General features: G+C 62.7%; 14 protein-coding genes. 2 read left to right on the forward strand and 12 right to left on the reverse strand.

The genetic code is table 11. The features are described from left to right. Nucleotide 1: 1 nt before the first annotated feature. The 10 genes from QX034_RS08390 to QX034_RS08435 all read right to left on the reverse strand — a co-directional run bounded on the left by QX034_RS08390 (nucleotide 2) and on the right by QX034_RS08435 (nucleotide 9,474). Nucleotides 2–742, reverse strand: a complete 741-nt coding sequence (locus tag QX034_RS08390) for a metallophosphoesterase family protein (RefSeq protein WP_315743963.1) — start codon at nucleotides 740–742, stop codon at nucleotides 2–4. An 81-nt stretch (nucleotides 743–823) separates the two neighbouring features. Beyond that, nucleotides 824–1,396 carry an N-acetyltransferase family protein gene (locus QX034_RS08395; protein ID WP_316168122.1) on the reverse strand — a complete coding sequence of 191 codons (573 nt, stop codon included), beginning with the start codon at nucleotides 1,394–1,396 and terminating at the stop codon, nucleotides 824–826. Nucleotides 1,397–1,577: 181 nt separating this feature from the next. Next, nucleotides 1,578–2,312: an extracellular solute-binding protein gene (locus QX034_RS08400; protein WP_316196059.1), complete on the reverse strand. Its 735-nt coding sequence runs from the start codon at nucleotides 2,310–2,312 to the stop codon at nucleotides 1,578–1,580. A gap of 31 nt (nucleotides 2,313–2,343) precedes the next feature. Beyond that, the gene (locus QX034_RS08405) at nucleotides 2,344–3,696 is read right to left on the reverse strand and encodes an IS1182 family transposase (RefSeq protein ID WP_315764670.1); all 1,353 of its coding nucleotides are present in this window, start codon (nucleotides 3,694–3,696) and stop codon (nucleotides 2,344–2,346) included. Between the two features lie 18 nt (nucleotides 3,697–3,714). Continuing rightward, nucleotides 3,715–4,347 (reverse strand): ABC transporter substrate-binding protein, encoded by a 633-nt coding sequence (locus QX034_RS08410; RefSeq protein ID WP_316195303.1) that lies wholly within the window; start codon nucleotides 4,345–4,347, stop codon nucleotides 3,715–3,717. Between the two features lie 39 nt (nucleotides 4,348–4,386). Further along, nucleotides 4,387–5,217 carry a carbohydrate ABC transporter permease gene (locus tag QX034_RS08415; RefSeq protein WP_315743900.1) on the reverse strand — a complete coding sequence of 277 codons (831 nt, stop codon included), beginning with the start codon at nucleotides 5,215–5,217 and terminating at the stop codon, nucleotides 4,387–4,389. Beyond that, on the reverse strand, nucleotides 5,214–6,104 hold the full coding sequence (locus QX034_RS08420; protein WP_315807291.1) for a sugar ABC transporter permease: 891 nt from the start codon (nucleotides 6,102–6,104) through the stop codon (nucleotides 5,214–5,216). Before QX034_RS08420 ends, QX034_RS08415 begins: the two co-directional genes overlap by 4 nt. Then, nucleotides 6,091–7,245: an ABC transporter ATP-binding protein gene (locus QX034_RS08425; protein WP_315703013.1), complete on the reverse strand. Its 1,155-nt coding sequence runs from the start codon at nucleotides 7,243–7,245 to the stop codon at nucleotides 6,091–6,093. Before QX034_RS08425 ends, QX034_RS08420 begins: the two co-directional genes overlap by 14 nt. Nucleotides 7,246–7,314: 69 nt before the next feature. Next, a complete protein-coding gene (locus QX034_RS08430; RefSeq protein WP_315703012.1) occupies nucleotides 7,315–8,415 on the reverse strand; it encodes a TauD/TfdA family dioxygenase in 1,101 nt (366 codons plus the stop codon). A 135-nt stretch (nucleotides 8,416–8,550) separates the two neighbouring features. Next, nucleotides 8,551–9,474 carry a LysR family transcriptional regulator gene (locus QX034_RS08435; protein ID WP_315703011.1) on the reverse strand — a complete coding sequence of 308 codons (924 nt, stop codon included), beginning with the start codon at nucleotides 9,472–9,474 and terminating at the stop codon, nucleotides 8,551–8,553. Between the two features lie 256 nt (nucleotides 9,475–9,730). Between QX034_RS08435 and QX034_RS08440 the strand changes: the two genes are divergently transcribed. Beyond that, the gene (locus QX034_RS08440) at nucleotides 9,731–10,060 is read left to right on the forward strand and encodes a hypothetical protein (RefSeq protein WP_315730245.1); all 330 of its coding nucleotides are present in this window, start codon (nucleotides 9,731–9,733) and stop codon (nucleotides 10,058–10,060) included. 19 nt (nucleotides 10,061–10,079) lie between these two features. Here the strand turns inward: QX034_RS08440 and QX034_RS08445 are convergent, their stop codons facing one another. Continuing rightward, entirely contained in the window at nucleotides 10,080–10,346 is a 267-nt protein-coding gene (locus QX034_RS08445) for a hypothetical protein (RefSeq protein WP_315743904.1), read from the reverse strand. Further along, nucleotides 10,343–10,927, reverse strand: a complete 585-nt coding sequence (locus QX034_RS08450; RefSeq protein WP_316195305.1) for a sigma-70 family RNA polymerase sigma factor — start codon at nucleotides 10,925–10,927, stop codon at nucleotides 10,343–10,345. Before QX034_RS08450 ends, QX034_RS08445 begins: the two co-directional genes overlap by 4 nt. Before the next feature lie 123 nt (nucleotides 10,928–11,050). Between QX034_RS08450 and QX034_RS08455 the strand changes: the two genes are divergently transcribed. Beyond that, nucleotides 11,051–11,914, forward strand: coding sequence for a protein-L-isoaspartate O-methyltransferase family protein (locus QX034_RS08455; RefSeq protein ID WP_315703007.1), 864 nt, complete (start codon nucleotides 11,051–11,053; stop codon nucleotides 11,912–11,914). Nucleotides 11,915–11,922: the final 8 nt, after the last annotated feature.

The raw sequence follows: 11,922 nt of genomic DNA on the forward strand, positions 1-11,922 counted from the left end.
TTCATCCAACGCATCCCGACGACAGCGCCTGCGCCCATTCGGGACGACCATTGGCGAGGGCGCGCGTAGATGCGGACGCCCAGTCGTAGTCCAAGGCAAGCAGTTCAACTTGCCACCTCTTGTCCCTCTTGGTGAGGAGGGCATAGCGGGCGTGCGGCGACCGATATTCGAGGTTCGCGGCAAAAGGAATGTCGGCAAATACCGGGCACCCCACGCTGCCGGGATTTAGAATAAGGCATTCGCCCGGTCCGTGAACGACGGCTTGCCGGTGGCTGTGACCGCACAAGACGACGCGCGCCGACGCCGCACCTCCCAAACGCGTTCGTACAACTTCACGACGTGCCGGCACGAGCCGGCCGTCGTCGAGCGCCTCCTCCAACAGAAACGTGCAATCGTCATCGGGCGTGCCATGGCAGGCCAGGATCCCGTCACCCAGATCGAGACGAGATGGCAGATTGTATAGCGCCTGTCGCTGCTCGGCACTCAACGCGCTCCGCGCAAACCTTCCTGTCCGCGAAAGTTTGTCCTCGGGATATTCCTCGATCCAGCGGTCATGGTTTCCGCGCACGGTGGGCAAAGCGAGCGCTTCGAGGGCTTCAAAGGTCTCCTTCGGCCAGAGAGGGCTGGTGACGCAATCGCCGAGATTGACCGTCACATCGACCGCACGTTGCTTGATGTCGGCGAGCACGGCCTCCAAAGCGGCAAGGTTTCCGTGGATGTCCGAAATGACTGCCAGGCGCATCGCTTCTGCTCCGTCGATCACGATAGCCTTAGTTTAGCATCCCCGGGCTTTGCTGCCGGCGATGGATCGAGAACGCGGCAACTATGTCGCCGCGTGCGAGCTGCCCCCGGGGAGCGAGGCTGATCCAGGTCCGAGCGCTCTTTGCATCAGCACGGTGTCGACCCAGCGTCCGAGCTTGAAGCCGACGGCCGACAACGTCCCGACCGGCTGGAAGTCCAGCTTCGTATGCAGGGCGATCGACCCTGCATTGCCGCTGTTGCCGATCACGGCGATCATCTGCCGCCAAGGCCCCGCCTCGCAGCGTGCGATGAGCGCCGTCAGGAGGGCCGTTCCGACGCCGCGCCCGTGCAGGCCATCGGCGACATAGACCGAGTTCTCGACCGTATGACGATAGGCAGGACGCGGCCGGTACGAGGTCGCGTAGCTGTATCCCGCGATTCGCCCGTCGGCCTCCGCAACGAGATAAGGCAGGCCGGCCGCCAGCACCGATGCGCGGCGCGATATCATCTCTTCGGCGCTCGGCTCGACCTCTTCGAACGTGGCGAGGCCGTTGAGGACATAGTGGGAATAGATCGCCTGGACCTGCGCCATATCCCTTTCCTCGGCATCTCGAACAGCAACGATGTTCGCGCGCGGCGGGTCGACGATGGTCATGACAGCTCCGGGATTTTTCATTTCGTCTGGTGTTGCGGTCATGTTCGATCCCGGCGGAAGCGCCCCGCCGAGATGTCATCGAATCATGCAGCAACACGCCATCGAATAGAACGCGATTGTTCTAATGCCGCTCATAAGCCGGACTTGAACAGCCGGATTTGGACGCGACAGGCTCACCGCACTATTTCGGAAGCAACGCTTGGATCTGCGTCGCCGAACGATCGAGTGCTTCCTTGGGCGCGACGCGTCCGGCGACCACGCTCTCCATGCCGTCGTAAATCACCTGAATTGCCTTCAGGCTGTTCGAACCGGGAAAGCCGAGCCAGCGCGTCGCGCGCGGCAGCTGCGTGATCGCGGTGCGCATGTTGGGATTGTCCCGGTAGAAATTCCCGAGCATCTCGGGCGTATCGATCGCGATCCGGTTCGAGGGCATATAGCCGATGTGGCGGACCATGATGGTCTGACCGACCGGCCCGGCCGCGAACTTGATGAACTCCCAGGCCGCCGCCTGCTTCTCCGCATCCTTGGCGAAGATCATCATCGTCGCGCCGCCGGACACGACCTTGGAGTCCGGCGTCGGACTCGGGAACGGCGCCGTGCGCAACTCGAACCGGTTGCCGATCTGCTTGGTGAAGTTGTTGACGCGGGCGGACGAGCAGAAGAACAGTCCGATCCGCCCAGCGATGAAGGCCTGCGTCGCCTGCTCGTCCGTCAGGTTCTCCATGCCGCCTTGCGTGACGAGGTCGTGCAGAACCTCGAAGGTCTTCAGGCCCGCCGGCGTATCGAAGCCGACCGACTTGCCGTCGGATGACAACATCTCGCCGCCATGGGTGAACAGCAGTTCCTGCCAAAGATAATTTCCGGTCGTGGTCGATTCCGTTGAAAAAGTCGGCAGTAGTTTCGTCGTGAACGCCAGCTGTTTCGAGGACGAATTGGCGCGGTGTGGTTCACGCGGGCGTCGGTGTGGACATCGGGATCAGCTTGGCCATCTTACGAAGATTTTGAGCGGCTGCAGCCAGGGTGAACTCGTCGCGTGCGCCGTTCGGCCCTCTTAGTCGCAGCCGATCCAGCTTGAGGATGCGCTTGAGATGCGCGAACAGCATCTCAATCTTCTTGCGGAGCCGGCGTGAAGTGCGGCCTTCCCATGAGCTTGCGATCTCGCGTGCCATGTCGCGAGCGCCCTCGTAGATCGAGCGCGGCACTTTTCGGGCCGGGGTGTTGGGGCAACACCTGCTTCTTAGAGAGCATGCTTGACAATCGTGCTTGCTCGCACGGTAGAGGACCGTCGTATCGTTGTTCACCAGCGTCCCTGTAGTGGTGAGGGGTTTGCCAGCGGGGCAGCGATAGACGTCCCTGGTATGGTCGTAGGTGAAGGCCTCACGCGAGAAGGTCCCGTCGGTGCGGGCCGACTTGTCGAAGACGGTCACGTGCGGCTCGATCCCCTGCTCGTAGACTAGCCAGCCAAGCATCTCAGCTGAGCCATAGGCGCTGTCGCCGAGAAGCCGGCTTGGATAAAGATCGAACCTTTCGATTGAACGCTCAATCATGCGCTTGGCGGCCAATACTTCTGCCTGGCGGATCGCCGTGGTCGCTTCGACATCGACGATGATCGCATTCTCGACGTCGACCAGATAGTTCGTCGAGTAGGCGAAGAAGGCTTGGCCGCCGTGCGCTCCCGTCCAGCGCGCCGCCGGGTCGGAGGGCGACACAAACTTGGGCGTGACCTCCGTCGCGGCACCGAACGCGGCATCATCAAGAACGGCAAGGTACTCGTCGATCGCTCGACCCGCAGCCTCCGGCGGAAGCCCCTTATCGCCTTCGATTCCCTTCTGCCGATTGGCATCCGCCTTGATCAGGCTCGCGTCGACTGCGAACCCTTCGCCGCCGACCAGGCGCTCCCGGATGCAGCGGCGCAAGACGGTCTCGAACACGCGACGGAAGAGATCGCTCTCACGGAAGCGGCCGTGCCTGTTCTTCGAGAACGTCGAGTGATCGGGGACAGTTCCATCCAGACCCAACCGGCAAAACCAGCGGTATGCCAGATTGAGGTGGACTTCATCACAGAGGCGCCGTTCCGATCGTATGCCGAAGCAATAGCCGATCAGGAGCATCCTGATCATCAGCTCCGGATCGATCGAGGGCCGCCCGATGTTGCTGTAGAACGGCGCCAGCTCCCGCCGTAAGTCCTCAAGGTCGACGAACCTATCGATCGACCGCAGGAGGTGGTCGGCGGGGATGTGCCTTTCCAGCGAGAACTCATAGAACAACGCAGCCTGTTCGACTTGCCGATGCCCCATCATGACCTTCAGTCCTGCCCACTAGACAGACTGAATCACCGATATCTCTGCGTCGCAACCGCTGACTTTTTCAACGAAATCGGTCCACAGCAGATAGCTGCCGTCGGTACCGGCTTCCTTGTTGGTGATCTTCTGCGCCAGATCCAGGACCGCGGGCCAGGTCTGAGGCAAGGCATCCGGACTGCCGCCGGCACGTTTGAGCAGATCGACATTGACATACATGATCGGGGTCGAGAGCGCGAAGGGAAGGCCATAGAGCTGGCCGTTGACGACGCCCGTCGAGACCATACCGGGGACATAGCCCTGCTTGTTCCATTCCTTCTCCGCCCCGACGAAACCATCGAGGCTGACCGCCAGCTTGCGGTCGACGAACAGGTGCATCAGGTTCGTGCCATTGAAGACGACATCGGGCATCCCGCCGGCGATCGCGCTGCGCAGCACCGCGCTCGCCGCTTCCTCGTAGTTCTTGGTCGGCGCCAGCAGCTTGATCTGGATATCGGGCCGCTTCTCGGCGAACTTCTTGACGATCTCCTCGATCGGCGCCTGGTAGAGATAAGGCTGCGGATACAATACCGAGATCTCGACCGCGGCAGCCGCCTTGACCGTCGCGACGATCGACGTCAGGGCCAGCAGGATGGACCGCATTCGTTTCATATCAAGCTCCTGTTCGGGGGTGTCGTTCGCCGGCCATGTTCATTTCGAATCGGTCCAGGTGAGACCGTCGAGAACGGTGCGCTGCGTGAGAAGAAAGGCCAGAAGCAGCGGCGCTGCGATCAGGATCGCGCCAGCCATCAGTGGACCGTTATCCGAGCCGAGCTCCTGGACCTGAAACAGCATCACGCCGAACGGCGGCGTGGCCTTGGCGCCCGACGTGATCGCGATCGACGGCCAAAGCAGGTCGTTCCAATGCGCGACGAGCGAGAGCATCACCAGCGCGCCGATCGCGGGCGCGATCATGGGAACGAGCACACGCAACAGGATCTCGAACTCGGCGAGGCCGTCGAGCCGCGCGGCTTCGATCACCTCGTCCGGAACCTGCCGGAAAGCCTGTCGAAGCAGGAAAATGCCGAGCGCCGAGATCGTCCATGGCAGCACGAGGCTCGTATACGTATCGACAAGGCCGGTTTCCGCCGCCATCACGAACAGCGGCAGCACCAGCGCCGCCGGTGGGACGACGAGCCCGACAATGACCATTCCGAAGATCAGGCCGCGGCCGCGGAAGTCGAACTTCGCCAGCGCATAGGCACAGGGGATCGCGACCGCAAGCTGGCAGATGACGATCGCAGCGCAGACGATCGCACCGTTCTCGAGGTAGTGCAGCAGCGGCGTGGCCGAGAGCGCCCGCCGATAGTTCTCGAAACCGATCCAACGGCTGGGCAGCAGATGAAAGTCTCGGGAGAACAGCTCCCCAGCCGGGAAGAACGAGATCCGTATGGCCCAGAGCATCGGCACGAGCGTCAACGCCGATGCGATGAGCAGGATACAATGGCACAGGACGGCCAGGATGCGGCGAGAGCCGATCATCGCTTGCCCCCGGCGGTCCGGCCAAGCAGCTGCACAGCGCTAAGCAGGATAACGGCGACAACGAACAGCACCGAGGCGCCGGCCGCCAGATTGGTCCGGAACAGCTGAAAGCCCTGCTGATAGATGTAGTAGAGGATCACCAGCGTCGACTTCTCCGGTCCGCCACGGGTGATGATCGCGACCGTGTCGAAGACGCGCAGCGCGCGCAACGCCGTGAACGCCAGCACGAACACCGAGATCGGAGCAAGATGCGGCAGGACCACGTGAAACAGCCGCTCGGCCATGCCGCCATTATCTAGCGCCATCGCCTCGTGCAGTTCGCGCGGAACGGATTTCAACCCCGCGAGGAAGAACAGCATCGCAAAGCCGGCTTCGCTCCAGACCCCGATCAGCGCCAGAATCGGCAGCGCCGTCGTCCGGTCCTGCAGCCAATTGCCCGGCACATAGCCCAGCGCGCGCACGAGCTGCGGGATGCCGCCGACGGCCGGGCTGAACAGCATTTGCCAGGCGACCGCCATCGCCGCCAAGGTCGCGACCGAAGGCACGAACAGGATGAGGCGGTATACGGCCGCGCCGCGGCCGCAGGATGAGATCAACAAGGCTGCGAGCAACCCGAGCGCTGTGGTCGTCGGCACCGCCATCAGGCCGTACTGAACCGTATTGGCAACCGCTTCGCGGAAGTCCGGATCGGCCAGCAACTCCCTGTAGGTGTCGAGGCCGGCGAAGTTCGGCCAGCCCGCGCCGATCTGCCAATCGGTCAAGGAAGTACCTGCCACCAGCAACAGCGGAAACAGGATCATCACGACGAGCAGCACGACGGCTGGGCCGACCAGCATGTAAGGCACGAGGTCGAGGCGTGACCGCGTCACGACATCAGGCGCGCGCATAATGCGACACCCCGAAAGGCTCGGCATCGAGACGTTCACCGGCTTCCGAAAAGAGATGAATGTCGCGCTCGGACACCGAGACCGTCACATGATCGCCGATGCCGATACGGACCGGCGCGGAGATTCGGCCGATCAGCGTCGTGCTGTCGTCCACGCTGCGGAGATGAACCAGCCCCTCGTGACCGTAGTCCTCCGTGCGGGCGATCTGATAGCCGGGCAACGCCGCCTGCGCACCCGACTTGATCTGCACATGCTCGGGCCGGAACGCCACCGTCAATCGGGTGCCCGCCGCAAGCGGACGAGGCGCGGTGAAGGTGTGAAGCCCCGCCCGCACCAGCCCATGTCCGTCGGCGACGCCCTCGATGCAATTGATGGCGGGCGAGCCGACGAACCGGGCGACATCGAGGGTCGCGGGACTGCGATAGATCGCGGCGGGTGGCGCAAACTGGGTGATGCGCCCGTTCAGCATCACGGCAACGCGATCGGAAATGGCCAGTGCTTCACCTTGGTCGTGCGTGACGAAGATGCAGGTCAGGCCGAAATTGCGCCGCAGCTCGAGAATTTCCTCGCGCGCCTGAACGCGAAGCTTCGCATCCAGGCTCGACAGCGGTTCATCCAACAGCAGCAGGCGACTCTCGCGGATGATCGCCCGGCCGATCGCCACCCGCTGCCGCTGCCCGCCGGACAGTCGCGCCGGGATCTTATCCAACTGGGTGTCGATGGCCAGCTTCTCGGCGAGGTTCGCGACCTGCCGATCGATCTCACGCTCGATCGCGCGAACGTGCCGCGACAGCCGCAGCGGACTCAACAGCCGCTGCAGCCGGGACAGGCGCCTGATCCGCAACGGAAGCGCGATGTTCTGCCGTGCCGTCAGATGCGGATAAAGCGCGAGATTCTGAAATACCATCGCGATGCCGCGCGGCCCCGGTGCGGTCGTCGTGACATCGCGTCCGTCGAGCTGGATCACGCCGCGATCCGGCTGCTCCAGCCCGGCGATGATGCGCAGCAGCGTGGACTTGCCGGACCCCGACGGCCCGAGCAGGCTGATGATCTCGCCATCCTTTACGTCGAGTGCAATATCGGAAAGGATCGTTGCGCGGCCGAACGACTTCGATACGTCGCGCACGCTCAATAGATTCATCGCACTCCTCACGGCAGCCTTCGTCCTCCGGGAGAAGCCGCGAGACGCTTGTCCCGCGGCTTCCGATCGTTACGCAAATGCCGGCGTCATCGGCTCCATGGGAATCGAGAGCGCCTTCCGGTTGGGGATGTTGACGCCGCCGCGCACGGTGCCGCGGGCGATGTTGACCCAGCGCTCCGCAATGGCCGGATGAAGCTCACGGCCGTCCGGGAAAGAGAGCCAAATGCGCATCAGATGGCGTTTCTCGGCCTGATCGGGCCAGTCCTCGAACGAGGTGCGCGAATGCAGGACGACATGGTTCTGCACGAACTGGAAATCGCCGGGCTCGAACGGGACCTTGATCGAGAAGGTCGGATCGTTGCAGATCGAGAAGAACAGCTTCGTCGCTTCCCATTGCTGGTCCGTCATCTTCGGCGCATCCTCGAATCGGCGAGCCGAATTGAGATATTCTTCCAGCGGCGCGTAGGCATTGAGTTGTCCGCCCTGCCACATGAATACGGGAATGCGCATCCAGGGCTGCTTGCCTTCAGGCACCTCGCCGCGGCGATCCACCGTCACTGGCTGATAGAGCGCCCGGCAGAGTTCCGGCGCCTGGCGCATCATCTCGTCATGGACGGCGATCGCACTGACCAGCGCGCTTTCGCCGCCACGCATTGCGGTATGGATGCACACGAGGCCGACGACGTCGCAGGAATCGGAATGGAACGACAGGCCGGCCGACGTCTGCGTCAGACGCTTGTTGTAATCGTCGACCTTGGTGCCGATATCGATGACGTGACCGATCATGTGGCCGTTGCGGTTCTGCGGCACGATGTCGCCGAGATGCAAAGACAAGCCCCAGTAGATGCGCATCAGCATGTCGCGATCGTATTTGGCGACCGGCAGCCCGCGCATGTAACCGAAGCCAAAACGATTCAGAATGTCGTTGCGCAGCAAGGCGAGCTTGGGGGCAACGTGGGACAGCGGGAAATCCTCCTTGCGGATGTCGAGGATGTCGATTCCTCGTTCCTTGGTCCCCGCGGCCGCCTGTTCCAGCTCGGCGATCTCGTTCTCGTCCAGACGGTGAATCCAGCTCTGGTTGTTTTCGAGATCGACGGTGCGCCAAGCGAGCTCACCGCCGACCGGTCCGGGCGCCGTCTCGAAATCGACATTCACTTTTGGCAGGTTCAAGGCTCGTCTCCCTCCAGCTCGATTGCTTCACTTACGTGACCGCAGCTCGGCCGGACCTTAGGGAGGACGAAACACAAGAATGTAACAATCGCAAAACGCTGCCTAATGGGAAGCAATGCTTCTGCTTATGAGTACCTAACTCATATGCGCCGCTGCCGAGCGCAGCTGAGCAAGCGTGGTCCGCAGTCCTGCATCGAGCACCTTGTCGATGCGCAATGCGAGACAAAGCCGCCGTTGGATCGGCCCTGTGATCGGCCGGCTGACGATGTCGGGGCCGAGACAATTGGTCGCAAGACGGGGAATCAGCGATGCGCCGAGACCGGCACCAACGAGCGTCTTGATGGCCTCGATGCTGCCGAGCTCCATCGCGGCGATCGGCTTGACACCATCGCGCTGGAACCACGCGTCGATGATATCGCGAGTGCGTCCCGCCGGGTCGAACAGGATCAGCGGCAGGCCTGCGAGGTCGCGCGGACGCAAGGTCTCAGGAAGTCGGCACGCGTTCGCTTTCGGCACGATCGCGACGAGATCTTCAACCAGGATCTCTTCGACGTGGATCGTGGGATTCGGGCGAGCCGGATCGCCCGTGATCAAGCCGACATCGATCGAGCCGTTCTCGACGCCCTTGACGATCTCGTCGGTGTTCCCCGTGACGACGAGGACCTGCAGCTTCGGTAATTGAGCACGGATTTGCGCCAGCGGTTTCGGAAGAAAATGGATGCAGGCCGTCGCACCGGTCCCAAGACGGACCGTTCCCGTGCCATCGTTGCGGAATTCGGCAATCGCGGGCTCCATCCGCTCGACCGCAGCGAGCGCCTGCCGCACCGGTGCCATCAATGCGCGCCCCGCCTGCGTGGGCAATATCCGGACACCGACACGTTCGAGCAGTTTCACCTGCAGCAGCTTCTCCATTTCCTGAAGCTGCTGGCTCACGGCCGACTGCGAGACGCCGAGCAGGCGTGCGGCAGCCGACGCGCTGGATCTTTCAACCGTCAACAGAAATGCGCGCATCTGTCGCAGCGTGATCGCATGGTGCAGCGGTCTGGCCGATCGCTCCACCGCGCATCTCCTTTCGTCGTCACGCGACGGACGTGCCTTGATATTGGCCATAAGCGCCGTTCAAGCATGGTCAGAAGTAGATCTTATGACAAGAGCAGCTTGCCGACGAGCGACTGTCATCAGCAAGAGACATTTCAAGAGCTTTATCCGCGTCCCGACCTTGGATTGATTGCGGCTCTACGTGAATTACCCTGCACTCGTTCGGAAATGGCTGGCGAAACGGCTCACGCTGCCGTCCGGCCGTCATGCGATTGTCATGCGGATGATCGCACGGGACATCACGGCGTGGCAATCGGAGCGGCTACATCTGCGAGCGGAGGCGGATGCGACCGGGTGGTTGATCGCTCGTCTCGCGCGTAGTCCGAACAACACGCCGCTCGCTGCGCTATCGGACACGGACCGCCTGGCACTCGTCGCCGGCATTCGAGACATGCATCGCTCGGTCTACGGCGTGCCAATGTTCGTCGAGCACGCGCGAACCGGTGCACCGGCAGACGATTGCATTGCAGAGTTCATCGATCGCTACGCGGCGGCGCGCGAGCGCTTTGCGGAGGCCATCGTCTTGGCGGAGCGAACGATCGCCTGACAAAGCGCGCGGCACCGGCTCAATGCCGCTGATGCAGCGATAGGCGCGCAGACCCGTCCGATTGCGGAGCAACTCCCGGCTCGACCGGGCCCGTCCCAAGACCTTTGGTGGCACATCCCTCGGCTTCCGCGCATGCGGCCTTGACGAGCACATCGACTTCACCGGCTGTCATCGCGAGCTGCCCTCCGTGCATTTGCCGCACGTCCTCGTCCGTCGCGGTGAGGATTTCCTCGCTCAGCGCATCGAGCAGGCGGACCAGTTCATGAGGTGGTTGCCAACGGGTCACGGCACGCTCCAGGTTCGTTGATGGCGCATGAGAGTGCGGCGCATGCATCGCCGCGCGGTGTCGTAGTCGAGATCGGAAATGTCGTAGGTCCGGCAGATGTCCTTTGCTGTCAGGCCGCACGCCATCCCTGCTATGATCTTCAACACCACCGGATCGGCCGAGAAGAGCCGATAGATATCAGCCAGCGCGTTGACCGAACTGACGATCCGCTCGGAATCCGGAGCATCGTCAGCGGGCTCGTCGCGGCCCTGGTCCGGATCGTCGCAGCTCACCAGAAGCCGCTGCTCATACCGTGCACGCCGCCACTGATCGTCGCAGATGCTGCGCATGACTCCGGCCAGAAACGGCAGAATGGCGACGCCAAATGGCCAGGGACGCGATCCGTCGAGAACGCGGACGATCGCTTCGTGGAGGATGTCGGTCCAGCCAAGCCCTCCCGGCAACCCCCGGCTCCAGAGATGCGCCAGCGCCCGGAGCCGCACGAGATCGGCTTCGGATAGCGCCTGGATCGCGCCCCAAACATCGGCCGCAGACCGGGCCACCGCGACGCTGCTCACCGAGGAAAGTGTCGTTCGTTCCATGACGATCACTATGCGATCAGACTCGCCGGATGCGGACAGGCCATCCAAATTTTTTTTGAGCCTGTCCGCGCGAGCGGGTCGTGATCGCATCGTATCTGTCCAACCGCGACAGGAGAAAGCCTCATGGACACATGCCTGGCGGCAGCGCGTCGCTGGTACGCTGAAGACTTGCGCTACAAGACCCCGGTGCTGGCCAATCCGGAACTGATCCGGGCATTTGCCGTGGTCCCCCGCGAGCAATTCGTCGGTCCCGGCCCTTGGCGCATCATCCCGTCTCCCTACGACGAGCCGTTTCTGACGCCCGACAATGACCCGCGCTGGCTTTATCATGACATCCTTGTCTCGATCGACGCCAGCCGCAATCTCAACAACGGAATGCCGAGCTTCTGGGCACGCAATCTGGACCGGCTCGACCTGAGGCCGGGGGAGCGCGTTCTCCAGATCGGCGCCGGCACCGGCTACTATTCGGCCGTGATAGCAGAGATCATCGGCCCCGATGGTTTGGTCACTGCCGTCGAAATCGACACTGAGCTGGCATCACAGGCTCGCTCGAACCTTGCGGGCTGGCCGCAGATCGATGTGATCTCAAATGATGGCCACATCGAAGCCGGCGAGTTTGATGCGATCATCGTGTTCGCCGGATGCACGCATCCGTCGCGAGGATGGCTCGAGCGCTTGGCCGAGGGCGGCAGGCTTCTGCTGCCACTGACCACCGAATCTTGGCGGGGCTTCCTGCTGCGTGCCACCCGGCGCGGCAACGCTTTTGCGGTATCATCGATCGGCGGAGTCAGCATCTTTCCTTGCGTTGGGCAGCGTGATGCCGAAGCCAGCCAACGCTTGGAAAGTGCGATGAAGGGCTTGGCGCCCTTGAAGATCCCAATTTGCGCGCTCCATCTCGGCGCCCCTGCGCATGCCGAGATGGAGCAGGTCTGGTACCAAGCCCCTGGCTTTTGGCTGGAACGCGAGCCCATCGCGACCACCGGCTAAGCCTCGAC

The organism is Bradyrhizobium sp. SZCCHNR3119 (assembly GCF_032487775.1).
GTDB lineage: Bacteria > Pseudomonadota > Alphaproteobacteria > Rhizobiales > Xanthobacteraceae > Bradyrhizobium.